9 protein-coding genes are annotated in these 16,108 nt (G+C 44.8%); 6 read left to right on the forward strand and 3 right to left on the reverse strand.

The annotated features are described in order from the left end of the window. Positions 1 to 520: 520 nt before the first annotated feature. Both RH86_RS00435 and katG read left to right on the forward strand, forming a co-directional pair. Entirely contained in the window at positions 521 to 1,714 is a 1,194-nt protein-coding gene (locus tag RH86_RS00435) for an acetate/propionate family kinase (RefSeq protein ID WP_005592901.1), read from the forward strand. A gap of 250 nt (positions 1,715 to 1,964) precedes the next feature. After that, a complete protein-coding gene (gene katG / locus RH86_RS00440) occupies positions 1,965 to 4,145 on the forward strand; it encodes a catalase/peroxidase HPI (protein ID WP_009384242.1) in 2,181 nt (726 codons plus the stop codon). Between the two features lie 93 nt (positions 4,146 to 4,238). Here katG and RH86_RS00445 read toward each other — a convergent pair whose 3' ends face one another. Further along, on the reverse strand, positions 4,239 to 6,197 hold the full coding sequence (locus RH86_RS00445; RefSeq protein ID WP_009384244.1) for an ATP-dependent DNA helicase RecQ: 1,959 nt from the start codon (positions 6,195 to 6,197) through the stop codon (positions 4,239 to 4,241). A 367-nt stretch (positions 6,198 to 6,564) separates the two neighbouring features. On the opposite strand from RH86_RS00445, the gene RH86_RS00450 reads away from it, so the two are divergent. Further along, positions 6,565 to 7,173, forward strand: a complete 609-nt coding sequence (locus RH86_RS00450) for an SMI1/KNR4 family protein (RefSeq protein WP_009384246.1) — start codon at positions 6,565 to 6,567, stop codon at positions 7,171 to 7,173. A gap of 117 nt (positions 7,174 to 7,290) precedes the next feature. On the opposite strand, the gene RH86_RS00455 is transcribed toward RH86_RS00450, so the two are convergent. After that, the gene (locus RH86_RS00455; RefSeq protein WP_009384248.1) at positions 7,291 to 9,621 is read right to left on the reverse strand and encodes a hypothetical protein; all 2,331 of its coding nucleotides are present in this window, start codon (positions 9,619 to 9,621) and stop codon (positions 7,291 to 7,293) included. Positions 9,622 to 9,970: 349 nt separating this feature from the next. Between RH86_RS00455 and uvrB the strand changes: the two genes are divergently transcribed. The 3 genes from uvrB (at position 9,971) to brnQ (ending at position 13,768) form a co-directional block, all read left to right on the forward strand. Beyond that, positions 9,971 to 11,959 carry an excinuclease ABC subunit UvrB gene (uvrB, locus tag RH86_RS00460; protein WP_009384250.1) on the forward strand — a complete coding sequence of 663 codons (1,989 nt, stop codon included), beginning with the start codon at positions 9,971 to 9,973 and terminating at the stop codon, positions 11,957 to 11,959. 254 nt (positions 11,960 to 12,213) lie between these two features. After that, positions 12,214 to 12,348: a hypothetical protein gene (locus tag RH86_RS20755; protein WP_005592909.1), complete on the forward strand. Its 135-nt coding sequence runs from the start codon at positions 12,214 to 12,216 to the stop codon at positions 12,346 to 12,348. 136 nt (positions 12,349 to 12,484) lie between these two features. After that, positions 12,485 to 13,768, forward strand: coding sequence for a branched-chain amino acid transport system II carrier protein (brnQ, locus tag RH86_RS00465; protein ID WP_038218987.1), 1,284 nt, complete (start codon positions 12,485 to 12,487; stop codon positions 13,766 to 13,768). A 110-nt stretch (positions 13,769 to 13,878) separates the two neighbouring features. Here the strand turns inward: brnQ and RH86_RS00470 are convergent, their stop codons facing one another. After that, positions 13,879 to 15,876, reverse strand: coding sequence for a peptidase U32 family protein (locus tag RH86_RS00470; RefSeq protein WP_038219012.1), 1,998 nt, complete (start codon positions 15,874 to 15,876; stop codon positions 13,879 to 13,881). Positions 15,877 to 16,108 lie beyond the last annotated feature (232 nt).

The following is a 16,108-nucleotide window of genomic DNA, read 5'->3' on the forward strand; positions in this document are numbered from 1 at the left end:
GCTTTTGTTGTTTTTGTACGGCGAAAATCTGCGCATTGGTGGTGATAAAGCAAAATTTTCGGCGAAATATCGTTCAATATTGTTCGTTAATGTGACAGCAATGAAGAACAGTTGAGAAAAAATACACCTCAATATTCAAAATTATTTATAAAATTCGGCAGAAAATCACATCATTCAACTTTGTTTGAGTGGGCGAGTTTTGAACACACATTCTGTTGCGCAAATAATTTCTACTCTAAAGTAGCATGGAGTGTAGATTTGACGTGGGTTAAGCTAGGGTTTAATGCCTTACGCATTCGTTTGCAATACGGACGAATTTAAACGGTCAAATGCCTCAAATTAATTAATTTCTTAGCGCAAATAAAATCCAATATTGCTTTAGATCAACAAAAAATCGTTTCTTTTGCCAAAAAAACTAAAACAAAGTTGATAAACGCTTAAAAAATTTGAATAATTAAAATCAATACACAATGAAGCTCTGCAAGCTTCGACATTCAGTCTTAAACAGGATACGTACCCCATGTCTAACTCGTTTGTGTTGGTGATTAACTCTGGTAGTTCTTCACTAAAATTTGCTGTAATCGATTCGCAAACAGGCGAAGCGATTGTTAGCGGATTAGGTGAATGCTTCGGTATGCCAGAAGCTGTAATTGGTTGGAAATACAATGGTGAGAAAACAGAAGAAGCGATTTCTGCACCTGACGACCACCACCAACATGCGATTAACCGCATCGTTAAGCTTATCGACACGCTAGGTTTCACATCTGAAATCGTTGCTATTGGTCACCGTATCGTACACGGCGGCGAAAAATTCACGTCGACGGTACGTATCGACGAGAATGTATTGGCTGAAATCGAAAGCATCGCGGATCTTGCTCCATTGCATAACCCTGCAGGCGCTAAAGGTATTCAAGCTGCGATGACGGCATTCCCAAGCTTGCCTCAGTTCGCTGTGTTCGATACCGCATTCCACCAATCAATGCCAAAACGCGCATACACAGGTGCAATTTCTAGTGATCTTTACACCGACTACGGTATTCGTCGTTACGGTTTCCACGGCACTAGCCACTACTTCGTTGCTAACGAAGCTGCGAAAATGCTGAACAAGTCAGTAGAAGAGTGCAGTTTCATTTCTGTGCACCTAGGTAACGGCGCATCGGTATGTGCGATTGAGAACGGTCAATCTGTTGATACTTCAATGGGCTTCACGCCACTTTCAGGCCTAATGATGGGTACACGTTGTGGTGACCTTGACCCAGGTATCATTGAGTTCCTACTGAAGAAAGGTTGGAGCCAAGAGAAAGTATTTGACGCACTGAATAAAAAATCTGGTTTCTTAGGTGTATCGGGCCTAACTTCAGATGCTCGTGGCATCCTTGAAGCGATGGAAAATGGCCACCAAGGCGCAAGACTGGCGTTTGAAGTGTTCACCTACCGCGTAGCAAAATACATCGGTTCTTACCTAATCCCACTTAGCCACCTAGACGCAGTGATCTTCACTGGTGGTATCGGTGAGAACTCTCTACCAATTCGTCGTGAAATTCTGAATAACCTAAAACTTCTAGGTTTTGTGGAAGATGAAAAGGGCAACGAAGACGCACGCTTCGGCAATGCTGGCGTAATCGCTAAATCTGAACTTTTGGGTGCAGTGGCAGTGGTTATTCCAACTAACGAAGAGTTCGTTATCGCTCAGCAGTCAGTAGAATTGCTATAAAAATCTACTCATATTTTTGGGAAATATGTCTAAGCCCTTTCCGTTAGGAAAGGGCTTTTCTTTTATATCGAACAAATTTCTTATTAGATAAAACATGACTTCATTTCAGTTTATTAAACAAAATTAAGCATTTACCTTCAGGTGCGGCATTCTCATCTCTCACCTTTTTTTCTGAATAACGCTTGTTGAAAAGCTAAATCGTTTACTGCGACTAAACTTGGGTAAAATAACCTCAGTAAAGGAAGCAAACATGAGCGATAAACCAAAACAAGGTCAGTGTCCTGTCATGCATGGGGCGGCGACTAATCAGAAAATGGCCGAACTCGATTGGTGGCCTAAAGCATTGAACCTCGATATCCTCCACCAGCATGACAACAAGACCGATCCAATGAATGATGGTTTTAGTTACGCTGACGCGTTCAATTCGCTTGATCTTGACGAGTTGAAGAAAGATCTGCTCGACTTTATGACCGATAGCCAAGCCTGGTGGCCAGCGGACTGGGGGCACTACGGCGGTTTGATGATCCGCATGGCATGGCACTCTGCTGGGACATACCGAATTGCGGATGGGCGAGGTGGTGCCAGTCGCGCTAACCAAAGATTTGCGCCACTAAATAGCTGGCCTGATAATGGAAATCTTGATAAGGCGCGTCGCTTATTGTGGCCACTGAAAAAGAAATACGGCAACAAAATATCATGGGCGGATCTTATTGTACTGGCAGGGACGATGGCCTATGAATCGATGGGATTAAAGACCTATGGCTTTGCCGGAGGACGCGAAGATATATGGCATCCAGAGAAAGATATTTATTGGGGGGCAGAAAAAGAATGGCTCGAACCCAGTGGTGGTGAAAATAGTCGCTATTCAGGAGAACGAGATCTCGCTAATCCACTAGCGGCGGTAATGATGGGGCTCATTTACGTTAACCCTGAGGGCGTTGATGGTAAGCCCGATCCGATTAAAACCGCCCACGATATGCGCGTTACTTTTGCTCGTATGGCGATGAATGATGAAGAAACGGTTGCCTTAACCGCTGGTGGTCATACGGTAGGTAAAGCTCATGGTAACGGGGATGCGTCACAGCTTGGCCCAGAGCCTGAAGGGGCTGAAATAGAAGATCAAGGTCTTGGCTGGCTGAACAAAACAGGCCGAGGTATTGGTCGAGATACGGTGACCAGTGGCGTTGAAGGCGCATGGACGACCCATCCAACTAAATGGGACAATGGCTATTTCCATCTGTTATTCACTTACGATTGGTGGGTGACTAAAAGCCCAGCAGGCGCTGCGCAATGGGAGCCTATCAATATCAGCGAACAAGATATGCCCGTCGATGTGGAAGATCCAACCATCAAGTGTAATCCAATGATGACCGATGCGGATATGGCACTCAAATTTGATCCTGAATATCGCAAAATAGCGGAACGCTTTCGCGATAACCCGGATGAATTTGCCGCAACCTTCGCTAGAGCATGGTTTAAGCTTACTCACCGAGATCTTGGGCCGAAGTCGCGCTATCTTGGCCCTGATGTGCCGAGTGATGATTTGATTTGGCAAGATCCGGTGCCGAGCGTTAGCTATCATCTCAGCGAGGATAATATTGAAAGCCTTAAACAGGCCATTCTCAATAGCGACATGACAATCAGTGATCTGGTCACAACCGCGTGGGACAGTGCGCGCACCTATCGTGGCTCAGATCGAAGAGGGGGAGCAAATGGCGGACGCATTCGTTTATCACCACAAAAGGACTGGCAAGGTAATGAGCCTGAACGACTAGTGCGCGTACTTAAACAGCTTGAAACAATACGTGCCGAGTTAGACTCGCCAATTAGTATGGCTGATCTGATCGTGCTTGGCGGTGGTGTCGGTATTGAAAAAGCCGCCGCTAATGCTGGGATCAAGATTGAAGTACCATTTGCACAAGGTCGCGGTGACGCGTTGCAAGTGATGACGGATATTGAATCTTTTGATGTTTTAGAGCCGATCCATGATGGTTTTCGTAATTGGCTTAAAGATGATTATATCGTTAGCGCAGAAGAACTACTGTTAGAACGCAGCCAATTGATGCAATTGACTGCCGCAGAGATGACGCTTCTGGTCGGTGGGATGCGAGTATTAGGGACGAATCATGGTGGCAGTCAAACCGGTGTATTAACCGATCGGGTTGGCGCGTTAACCAACGATTTTTTTGTCAACCTTACTGACATGAATTTCACTTGGCATCCAGCCGAGAATGGCTTGTATGAAATCCGTCAACGCAACTCTGGTGAAACAAAGTGGATCGCCTCGCGAGTCGATTTGGTGTTTGGTTCTAATTCCGTACTGCGCGCCTATGCCGAGTTGTATGCTCAAGATGATAATCAAGACAAGTTTGTGGCCGATTTTGTCGCCGCTTGGGTCAAAGTGATGAATGCGGATCGTTTTGATCTATAACGTAACGTAAGCAGAAACCTAACATAAGCTGACGTCTAATAGAGCAAACAAAGCCCTCATATCATGGTTGATTGAGGGCTTTTTGATTACACGTTAGTTAAATACTTTCTCACAACCAGCCTTTACATCAGCAAACGGGTAGGGAGCCAACTTGCCAAACCCTGCCATCTTGGTTGCTTTTAGCTTTGTCGTCAGCGGTGTAGAGATACCGCAGAGGTAGCGAGCAAGCGCCTCAATGGTGATCTCGGTATGGTTTGATTTACCGGCATTGAGCAATGGCTGACACCAATGTTGCAATTGAGAGAGTTCTATTTCTGGCAACGAGTTGGCATTGGGTAGTACAGCGGCATGCCCACGACACACTGAACAATGACCACACTGCGCGGGTGCGTGCTCATCGGCAAAATAGTTGGCCAATCGATGGCTTAGACAAGTTTGGCTTTCAAACAGAGTTAACATCGCGTGGACACGGTTAATTTCCGTTTCTTGTTTGGTGATAAACAAGTGGTGAATCGCGCGACTTAACTCAGTGGCATTACTTCCTTTGCAGGCCGCAGGGTTACACAGACGAAATACATCAGTCATCTGTTTGCTTTCGAGTGTTATCCAGCCTTTATCGGCTAGATAATCCAATGCAGCGACTGCGCGTTGACGCTCGGCATGATAGGTGTGCCATAACGCATCGAAGTCGACGGTATGCCAGATGCGTGATTTTGCCGATGCGCTAAACAGCGCCTCAATAAAGGTTCTGCGCTCACCGTCAAATTGGGTGATGATCTGTTCCACAGGCACCAATGTCTTAAATCGGTAATCAGCAAAGTAGCTGTATTGCGGTTCAATCACCTTTTCGAGCTCTAGATAGACCAACAAGGTTTTGAGTGGCAACTGGCGGATATTGCAGTCACGAGATAGATTATTAAGCATCACTTCCCATGACTGTCCGGATTCTGTTTGACCTATCTCGTCAATGACGGCATGTATAGCGGCTAAATCGGGTGTATCACCGTAGACAAAGTTTTCTAGAACGCTTAACGACTCACGGTTGGCGAGTACGGAGCAGATCGACGTGTTTCCATCGCGACCCGCTCGGCCAATTTCTTGGCTGTAGTTCTCAACCGACTTGGGTAAATCGTAATGAATCACAGCGCGAATATCGGATTTGTCGATACCCATCCCAAAGGCGATGGTAGCCACGATAACGTTGATCTTACCCTGCATAAAATCGTTTTGGATTTTTTGCCGCACGTCACTGTGCATACCCGCATGGTAGGCGGTGGCCGCTGCCCCTTGTTCACTGAGGTAATGAGCAACGCTTTCTGCTGTGTTTTGCAAGGTGACATATACGATCGTTGGGCGCGGCGATTCACTATTGATCAATTCGAGTAACTTGTTTGGCTTTTCAACTTCCGGGCATGGCAGTACATTCAGATCGAGATTCTCTCGGTAAAATCCGGTTACCACGATATCGTCGGGCTTGATGGCAAATTTTGCGCCCATATCCTCAATGACTTGAGGGGTAGCCGTAGCCGTAAGAAGTAAAACTTGTGGGATATTAAGTTGTGCGCAATAGACCGGAAGTTTTAAATAGTCGGGTCTAAAATTGTGCCCCCATTCAGAAATACAGTGGGCTTCATCTACCACGAGGAGTGAAATAGGCACAGAAGAAATAAACTGACGAAAGCGTTCGTTTTTCAAGCGCTCAACTGAAATCATCAGGATCTTGGTTTCTCCCGCTTTCACCGCTCGCATCACTTCGCGCGATTCGTCATAGGTCAATGAAGAGTCAATCGATGCCGCAGCAATGCCTTTGCTGTTTAGAAAATCAAGCTGGTCTTTCATCAAAGCTAATAGCGGTGATATAACTAGGGTTAAATGCGGCAGATGCAGTGCGGGGAGTTGATAGCACAGTGATTTGCCGGAACCTGTGGGAAAAATAGCGGCGGTTGAACGGCCAAGTAAAACCTTTTCCACCACCTGTTGTTGGCCGCCACGTAAGCTTTCAAAAGCAAACACATCTTTGAGTGTTTTTAAATAGGTCATATCTTTGTTCATGCCAGCTCTGCCAATCGAGAAATCTTAATAATGTGAAGTTTACCTGCCTACCGAGGCGACTTCGAGCTTAATGCGCTAAAACCGAGAAAGAACAGAAGAAATAACAGCATAAGCGAAGTAACGAAAGTGATAGAGTTTGAGATCTTGTCTCTTTTACTGAAAAGAGACATAACACGATAGCCATCAATCTTTATTCACTCTACAACATGCTTTGCTTTGATACATAAATCAATCGGTGTACATTGCTCGGTACAGCATGCGGGTTGTTTTGGCTGTTAGGCGAAAAGCGATATGTCAAAAATCATGCAGAATAAAACTGGGCAAATAACCAGACTCAAAAAAAGAAATGTTAAGCGAGAATCGATAGATGTTGGTTGAAAACAGAGAAAATAAAGTCATTTTTCATGGTGAGGCGGCAAACCTTGTTACACAAAACCCTAAGTTGGCTGAGATGTGTTTTATTCCTTGCCAAGAAGAGCTCGATCTGACGTTTATCGGTGAGTTGACGTTAACTCTAGGGCAAGAATTGCCTGCATTGTTTGTTGAGTTTATCCAACAGTGTGGCGGCTTTGACGTAGGGTGTGATTTTTGTTTTCCATGTGCTTATCGACATGATGATCCGGTTAAGCGGGTTTTGGCGCTTAACCTACCGATGACGTTTAGCGATGGTCGGCAAACATGTTCTTATCCATTTCCTCTATTTGAGGGCTTTCTGCTGTCGGGTGGGGATGGTTACGAAACCGCCGTTTCAGTATTAGAAATGTGTTTCGGTCACGGAGAGCATCAAGATGCGTTGCAAGGACGAGATTGGCGGAAGTTGGTGCCTTTTGCGAACAATAATGGTGACGTGCTGTGTCTTGATTTTAATCAGGGCGGTGAACCTAGTATTGTTTACGTGACTTATGATGGTGTGGGCATTTATCCAATTTTACCTAACTTTACGGCATTGCTATTAGCTCTGGATTATAAAAGCTAACACTGAGTTAGACTCAAACTAATTCAATCGATGAAAATGAAGAAGCCCTTTCGGTTAGGAAAGGGCTTTTTATTTACACTCAATTAAAGCGTGGGGTAGCTGAAAGGAAGAATAGGACTAACTAATCCATGCATCTTCTGATTTAACCTGTTTTTCTTTACGTGGTTTACCACTGAACATGTAGGCGATGATCAGCAACACAATCAGTAAGCCAAAAAATGCCATGATGCCAAGGTTAATAATGGTACTTAACGCTTGTTTGGTCGTAAGCTTTTGCGTCACCGTGAGCGCGACCTTATTATCCTCATTGCTGAGATTTAAGATGGTGACGTCAACCACTTGTTGTGCCGCTGCGGTTTGCAATGGTAGTAATTTATTCAGGCGTTCGATTCGTTTGTCGCTATTGCCTTGGTCTAAAGATGCTCTGAGGGTCGCAATCTCGTACAGGTCCGCGCTTCTTTCACCAGACCAATCAAGTGTAATAGAGGCTTGTTGCGGCTTTGTTGTCTTCAATGTAGCTTTCGTTGCCTGCCATACTTCATCTTTTAAGTGACGTAGGTCTGCACGATAACCGCCGATATCATCGGTATTTCTTAATGCAGCATCGTGGTCAACAACAATCCCTTGGAGTGCTTCATTCCAGCACTGTATGGTGTCACAACTGCTGCTGGTAGCTTCGTTCCATAGCAGAGCAAATTCTTGCTTGAAATCTGAACAGGCGGTGTTGAGGCGCTCATTATGAATTGAGTTATCGTTAGCGCTGCTCTTATCAATTGATTCATCAGGTGTTGATGTTTCAATTGGGCAATAGGGCGCAAAATGAGTCGCGATTGCTTGTAGGCTTTCAACGGTAAACATCATCATTTCACTGCGATGGCGGATACGTAGCTTAAAGCCATCAGGAGAGAACTGTTTTTGCATCTTGGCAACTTTAACCATGTAGCTGTAGAGTTCTTCCGATACATCAGGTGTAAAGTCAGGTTGAGTGGTAATAAAACGCTGGTACGCTTCGATTGGTGCCGCATCCGGAGTCACTTGCAGATCTTCATTCGTTAGCGCGTATTCGAACTGTTTACAATAAGCGGCAGCGTTATTCTTGTCGTGGCTATCTAAACACAAGCGTGGTTGAGCAATCGATAAGCGGTCGCCGACTTTAAGCTCGCTAGTTGGCCAATCATAAGGTCCATTGATCTTGTAAGACGTGCTGTTATCTAACATCGCCAAACTGGCATCTCGCCATTCAAATTTGGTGTTGGCGGCGATGAAAAAGCAGCCAAGCAATAGCCCCATTGCTGCGGCAAGATATTGTGGTTTTTTCTTGATTGCATCTTGATCTGAAAGTTCATTTAAGCCAATGCGCACCACCGCCGATTGACTCTGTTCAATTTCAAATTGTACATCTCGATTTAGAGTGATGTTATTTTGCCATTGGCTTGGTATCCACGCTTTCGTCGCTTCACCGTTAGGCGCGATAAATACGATCCAAGTTTTGTTGCCGGTTGTGTCAATCGCTTCAACTTTACCAAAGTATCGATTGACCACCATGCTTGCCGGATCTGCCGTAGGGCCTTGTCGTTTAAGCAGCAGTAATGTCACTAGGCTAATAACCACCAGAATGGCAGCGCTTAGCCAAACGGGCTCAATAGTGAAATCGAGTTTGTTGATATGCGAGAAAATAGCCGTCGCAATCACCAATAGAATGGGTACGAGGAAGTTGTAAAAAGGGGCAGAGAGGTAGCGTGATTCTATCAGCGTTGCCGGGCGCTCGGATTTTAATACCGTGTGAGATATAGGGTCTACATCGCGGTGGGACGCTCTCGGCGCTCTATCGCCTTGCGATTGAGTTTCCGGCTTTATCGTATTACTCACTCTCTCATTTAGCGCTGACGTGACGGTTTGTTTGGCCGTCACTGATTCAGTGTTGCTTATTGGCGACGAGGTTTGATCGTTAGCATCATGTACTGCTGTTTGGTCGCTTGGTGATAGCTCTTCACTTGATTCTTGAATTGGTGCTTCTGCGAGAGTGTTATTAACATCATCGACAATAGAATAATCATTGAGGCTTATGACGATCATGACATTGTCGGCCAAAACGACTTCAGCGAATGTGGTTTCAAGGTCGAGATAGTTGAACGCTTTCTCTGGCATGATGACAAGATAGTCAGCTAGAGCTAAGAAATAGGCTTCTTCACCGTTGTTATCTTCCGCGGCAATAGAATGAACCTCAAATTTCTCAGTGATGTAATACACCTCTGAGGAGGTTGCTTCTAACTCCAAAAGTTCAAATATGGCGGCCCGCTCTTCATCGGAGAGTTCGCTATCGCGCTGAGTACTCAGTAACTTAGCTTTTTGCTCTTTTAAAAGAGCTTTATTATTTTGGTTTGAAAAGTAAGCAACGATGGCATAAATAAAAATACCAATTTGGACGACAATTAATAATTCTTGCATGAAACTTTAAAATCCTTGTTAACGCCGAGATGATTCCCCGATCTAATTTTTAACCAAAAAACGTGATGCATATAGTCTCATTGTTTACTTGGTAGTATTAAAATTTGCTCCAATAATTGTGACTCGTTACGCTGTTTCATTCATCCTATCTCTATGTTTCGATTTGATTATTCCTTCTCTTATAGCCTTGACGTATCAATCGGTGGTCTATACTTCTTGCAATCAATTTGAATCGTCGAGGATTCACTGATGACTTTTAATCTGAAAATTCGGTAGTTTTCTGTCGATAGGTTGCTTCCGTTTACGTAAGTAACATCAACAACTCTCTAATCAATAAGAAGATAGTGCCATGAACAAACATGCGTTTTCACTCCATAGTCAATATTACCCAACGGGTGATCAGCCGACCGCGATTGCAAGTCTAATGTCGGGTTTAGAGCAAGGGAAAAAACATCAGATTCTGAAAGGTATCACAGGGTCTGGTAAAACTTTTACCATGGCAAATTTAATTGCGAGAACCAAAAAACCGACATTGATCCTCTCGCATAATAAAGTGCTCGCCGCACAGTTATACGAGGAAATGCTCTCTTTCTTTCCCGATAATGCGGTGCATTTTTTCGTCTCTTACTATGATTACTACCAACCAGAAGTGTATATCCCGCAAAGTGACCGCTTTATCCGCAAAGACACGGCGGTAAATGAGAGGCTTGAGCGGTTAAGACTTGCCAGTACCAAAGCGCTTATCGAGCGCCGAGATTCGATTATTATTGCCTCTGTCTCTTCTATCTATGGCTTAGGCTCTCCTGAACAATATAGGGCTCTGCAAATTCATTTAGATGTTGGTCAAGCCGTGGCATTGCCAGATCTAATCGCGCGACTTGAACAGAACCAGTACCAAGCGTGTAAAGATGTGGTGAAAAATGGCAGCTATGCACTCAACAGCGACGGTTTAGATATTTTTCCGGCAGATTCATCTCATGATGCGATTCGTCTGACACTTGCTGATGGTTGGCTTGAATCGATTGAGCGAATTAACCCTAAAACACGAGCAAGGCTAGGGGCATTAGATTCTTATACGGTCAGTCCCAAAACGCTCTATGCCGTTTCAAAGCAGCAAGTTGAAAGGGCGATACCTCAAATAAAACAAGAGTTGGAACTGCGTTTAGAAACGTTAAACCAAAATCAGCAATGGCAAGAGGCCGGTCGGTTAGAGGAGCGTATTACACGGGATATAGAGCAATTAGTGACCCAAGGTTATTGCTCGGGGATGGAAAACTACGCTCGTTATTTCAATCCACGTGAAGAGGGGGCTCTGCCGACAACCTTATTGGATTATTTGCCTAAAGATGGCTTATTACTCATCGATGAATCTCATGTGATGATCCCGCAAATATCCACCATGGCTCGTAGTGATGGCGCTCGAAAGCAAACCTTAGTGGATTATGGGTTTCGTTTACCTTCATGTCATGATAATCGACCACTAACATTTGAAGAGTTTGTTAAGGTCAAACCACAAACGGTGTTTGTCTCAGCGACCCCGGGGCCTTATGAGTTGTCCTGTACTCATAATCAAGTCGTGCCGCAAGTGATTCGTCCAACCGGTTTGTTGGATCCATTGATTGAGGTTCGCTCGAAATCCGATCAAGAGAAAAACCTGTGTCATGAAGTGGCGATTCGGATCGAAAATGATGAGCGGGTGTTGGTGACCACACTCACGAAAGCGCGCGCGGAATCGCTATCAAATCAGCTCAATGATAAAGGGGTTTCAGCTCGATTTCTTCACTCTGACATCACAACTGCGGATCGGGTTGCTTTGATCAAGGCATTTCGTAAAGGTGAATTTGATGTCCTGATCGGTGTAAACCTAATACGTGAGGGGCTCGATATTCCAGAAGTGACGCTGGTAGCGATTTTGGATGCTGATAAAGCTGGATTTCTACGTAGTGAAAGTGCGTTGTTGCAAACCATTGGCCGAGCCGCACGTAACACCAAAGGGTTGGCCATCTTATATGCTGATAAGGTGACGCCAGCAATGCGAGTCGCGATTGATGAAACAGAGCAAAGGCGCCTTATTCAGCAAGAATACAATCTTGAGCATGGTATAGAACCACGCAACCCAAGTCGTACGATTGTTGATGCAGATGAGCCTGTTGGGCCAAACCCGTTAACGCAACATTTAACGACTCTAGCGCAATGCCATGAACTAACACAGGTGTGTGAAGAGATAAGAGTATTAGAACTGAAAATGATGCAAGCGTATGAGGCGCACAAAACAGAAGAGGTTGAGCAGTATAAGCAACAGCTTCAACAGTGTTATCAGCACATTATCAGGGTGTAATGAGCCTCTACCTAGCCTAAGCCCATTGGCGTGCACATAGTTTGGTGAGGCAAGAGAGCTTCGCCATGCTGTTGTGTGAAAAGCTGTTATATGAAGAGCGGCTATGTAAGGAGTTGTTTAGTGTATTTGGCTGCTCGTAAACTTCGTATTGATATTTTTAACTGTAATGTATTTACTTTGTAAATTATTGCTTATATATTGATTTCGTTGCTACGACAATCCACTGATTAATAACCGCTCATTAGGAGCCAAAGATGTTTTCTACTTTAGCCCAACAATTTGCTGCTTATAGCCAAATGCTGTTTGGTGCTTTGTCGTGTTTAGCAAAATCAACCACAACGCTTGCAACATCAACAATTTCAGTCGTCGTCCTAGTCATTATTAACTAGGCTGGCGGCATCTTCCGTCAGCCAAGCTGACGGAGGAATCGCATACATCAATTCTTCTTTTTTTCTCCCCAGCAAATCTGACGGTCCATAATAAAAAAGCGAGTTAGGCTAAATCTAATCGCATAAGGACGGTACAGTGAAAAATCAACACACAATAGCGATAGGTTTAATGACCTTTGCCATGTTTCTTGGCGCAGGCAACATCATCTTTCCTCCTTTCTTGGGTTTGGAAGCGGGGACCATGTACCTTCCTGCCATGCTGGGTTTTTTGGTTACAGCAGTGGGCCTACCGGCGTTAACTTTGGTGGTGTTCGGCCGTTTGAGTGACAGTGCGCAATTAACCAAAGCGTTACCTCAACCACTGGCAATCGCATTTTGGGTGTTATTGTTTACTGCGGTTGGGCCAGCATTTGCCATGCCGCGCGCAGTGACCGTTGCGTATGAAATGGGGATTAAACCTTTTGTTGAAGGCGACCATTTACTCATTTTTTCAATAATCTTTGTGACAGTAACCTTGTTGCTTGCTTTTCAACGCGGCAAGTTGGTCGATTACATCGGCAAAATCATGACGCCAATTTTGGTGATCATGTTAGCCCTATTGGCAATTGCTGCGTTCATTCAACCATTAGGCCCACTCAGTGTGCCAACGTTGGATTACCAGCAAAGAGCGGTAACCAGTGGATTGATTCAAGGTTACATGACGATGGATGCGATTGCGGCCGTTGGTTTTGGTTGGATCATTATCAAAGCGATCCGAGATAGAGGATGTGAGTCGAACAAAGATATCTTTACCGCGACGCTGAAAGTGACCTTGGTTTATGCGTTGTTAATGTCGGCTTGTTACCTTGCCATGGCCTATGTAGGTGCAACATCTGCGTCGATTGCCGATGGTGCGACCAATGGTGGTGAACTGTTAACGCGTTATGTTGCTACGGTATTTGGGCCATTTGGGCAATATTTGTTGGCAGGGATCATCATCATGGCGTGTTTAACCACCACGGTTGGTCTGACCGATGCATGTGCAGAATATTATCAGCAAACTTTCCGCTCACCGTTTAATCTTACCGCGACGATCGTTGTCGTGTTGACGGGTGTTATTGCTAACTTTGGTTTGGATCAAATCCTCAAAGTAAGCTTGCCAGCGATCTTAATTTTGTGCCCAGTGGCGATTACCTTGGTGTTGACCGCAATGATATTGCCGACGACAAAACGTTTCAGTGCGTCCTATGTCATCATCGTGTTGATTAGCTTGGTATTGGGCAGTTTAGACGCTCTGCATATTCTTGAGTTGTTACCGGAATCGTTGACGGAAATATTGAGTCAATATCTACCTCTATTTGATGCGCACGGCAGTTGGTTCATTCCGGTATTTGCCGCAATTATGATTAGTAAGGCACTCAATCGAGAGAGTGAGTTGTAAACATCTCGCAATCAATGCCAACGGGATAGAGGCTATTTGTCATTGTGAAAGTGAATAAAAAAGCTCGTGAAAAACACGAGCTTTTTTTGATCTAAGAGCGGTAATGGAGATTACAGTCCTTTGACGTATTGCTTGTTGGTGGTGATTCCCGTTGCTTGTCGAATAAGCTCAAAGGCATGGGGCTGCTCGTCTTCAGCGGTATTTAGCGCATTGACAAATAACTCGACGAGCTCGACATTAGTGACGTTGTGACGTGTTTCAGTTTGAATATCACGCAAATCTACGAGCACGTCAGTGAGAAGCGTCGACAAGCGCTTGATGATCTCTAAGTTCAGTACGTTATGCTCGCCGTACACACTGTTGTGGCTGCCTTTGAGCTTTTGGATTACGTATGAAGTACCATTGAGATTGATCACCGAAGTGCGTTTGCTACAGCGCTTCAAACAGCCTTTGTTTACCTTAATCTTCTTACAGCCTTCCGTTTGCTGGAACAGGCATTGACGGCTAGTGAGTAGCGTATTTGGGTGGTAAACGTTATAGAAGGTTCTAAAGCCTTCTGGTCGCACCAACTTACGGATTTGTAGGAAGTTTAACTCATCGGAAATAAACGCGCCGCAGGCTTGATACTGATCTTGTAAGCATTGCAATGTGTACGAGTTCGCACTGTTCATTTGCGGCCCAGCAATCCAATCAATCCCCATCGTTTGTGCCAAGTAACCAACCCCTGAGTTGTTGGTGACAAGCAGAGTCGGGCGCACTTCCGCTAAGAAGCGCTGCGCGGCTTGGTAGTCATCGCCGATCAGAACCGCTTGGAACCATGGAATTAAGTGGGTATTGGCTTTAAATAGTGTAATCAGAGCATCACATTCACTGGCCAGTCCCATTGGCAGCTCAAAATAGACATCGACGTCAGGGCGAACAATCGAGGCTGCATCTTGTTGATTTGAGACTAATACGGAGAGCTTCGTTACTGAGGGCTCAGCGTCACTCGCTGTGGTTGCCACGATGGCTGGCACCTTGATGGTACTTTTCACCAAAGGCGCATTCGAAGGCGTAGAAACGTCAAAGTCACTAATGGCTTCTTCAACGCGATTAATGATGACAGATTTGTCGTCGTACAGTTTTTGTTTTACGGCTTTAACATCATCCACTGAACTGCATTGATAAACTTTAGAGAAGTGTGTTACCGCGTGATCTCTTGGGTTATTGATAAACATATCTTTACCAATCTCACCTTGCAAAAAGCCATTGGTAAAGTCGCGGTTAAATACGGTATAAAGTTCACGTGTATCGGTTGAAAGTACTTTGCCATCACAGTACTTATCGATCTGCTGACGCCAGTTATCCACCACAGTATAAACGTAGTGAAACTTCTTAATTCGACCTTCCACTTTTAATGAGTAGACGCCTGCATCCGCCAGCGCTTCGAGATCATTAAAGGCAGAGTTGTCTTTCATGTTCAGTGGGTAATCACTGCCAGTTGGCGTGGTTTGGTACTGATCACGACAAGGTTGGCTGCAACGGCCACGGTTACCCGAAGCACCATTTTTGGCTGAGCTCATGTAACACAGACCAGAAAAGCCGATGCAGTATGAACCGTGGACGAACACTTCCATCAAAACATTGTGTTGATGACCAAATTGGGCGAGGTGTTTGATCTCATTAATGTTCAACTCACGAGATAAGTTTACTCGGCTAACACCCAATTGATTAAGGAACAAAATTTGTCCTTCGTTATGGGTGTTTAACTGAGTTGACGCGTGCACATCCAGATCGGGAAAGTGACGCTTTATAATTGCACCCAAGCCGAGATCTTGAATGATCACACCATCGATTTGCGTGGTGTTCAGTTCATTTAGTAAGCGTACGACCGCTGGGATCTCACTTTCAAGTAGCATGACATTCAGCGTAAGGAAGATTTTGCAATTATGCTGATGCGCTAATTCAAGCACACCACGCAAATTATCTAAAGTCAGGTTAGTTGCTCTGTTGCGAGCGTTGAAACGATCGAGTCCACAATAAACCGCGTCAGCCCCTGCAGCAATTGCTGCTTTAATCGAATCTAAATCACCACCCGGCGCCAGAAGTTCAAATTGATCTCGTGTCACAAACTTATCTCTAGTCAGAATTACCCTAAATTGGCTTTGCATCTTACGGGTTTGAAGCAGGGAATCTAGCAAAAGTTGAGAATTGGCGTGACTTGGCACCTAGGTTAGTCGCCTTTAGTTGTATCACTAAATGGGTTTTGTCTATCCAAGCTGTTGTTTTGATTGCATATGTGTTTTTGTGCGCTGGCCCGTATTTATTCGTGACTGAGCTTACTCATTTACCGCACAGCGA

This window comes from Vibrio sp. N418 (assembly GCF_000222565.1).
Lineage (GTDB): Bacteria > Pseudomonadota > Gammaproteobacteria > Enterobacterales > Vibrionaceae > Vibrio > Vibrio scophthalmi.

Coding starts and splice junctions, on each gene's coding strand:
- RH86_RS00435 (WP_005592901.1), top strand. CDS start 521: ATGTCTAACTCGTTTGTGTTGGTGATTAACTCTGGTAGTTCTTCACTA.
- katG (WP_009384242.1), top strand. CDS start 1,965: ATGAGCGATAAACCAAAACAAGGTCAGTGTCCTGTCATGCATGGGGCG.
- RH86_RS00445 (WP_009384244.1), bottom strand. CDS start 6,197: ATGAACAAAGATATGACCTATTTAAAAACACTCAAAGATGTGTTTGCT.
- RH86_RS00450 (WP_009384246.1), top strand. CDS start 6,565: ATGTTGGTTGAAAACAGAGAAAATAAAGTCATTTTTCATGGTGAGGCG.
- RH86_RS00455 (WP_009384248.1), bottom strand. CDS start 9,621: ATGCAAGAATTATTAATTGTCGTCCAAATTGGTATTTTTATTTATGCC.
- uvrB (WP_009384250.1), top strand. CDS start 9,971: ATGAACAAACATGCGTTTTCACTCCATAGTCAATATTACCCAACGGGT.
- RH86_RS20755 (WP_005592909.1), top strand. CDS start 12,214: ATGTTTTCTACTTTAGCCCAACAATTTGCTGCTTATAGCCAAATGCTG.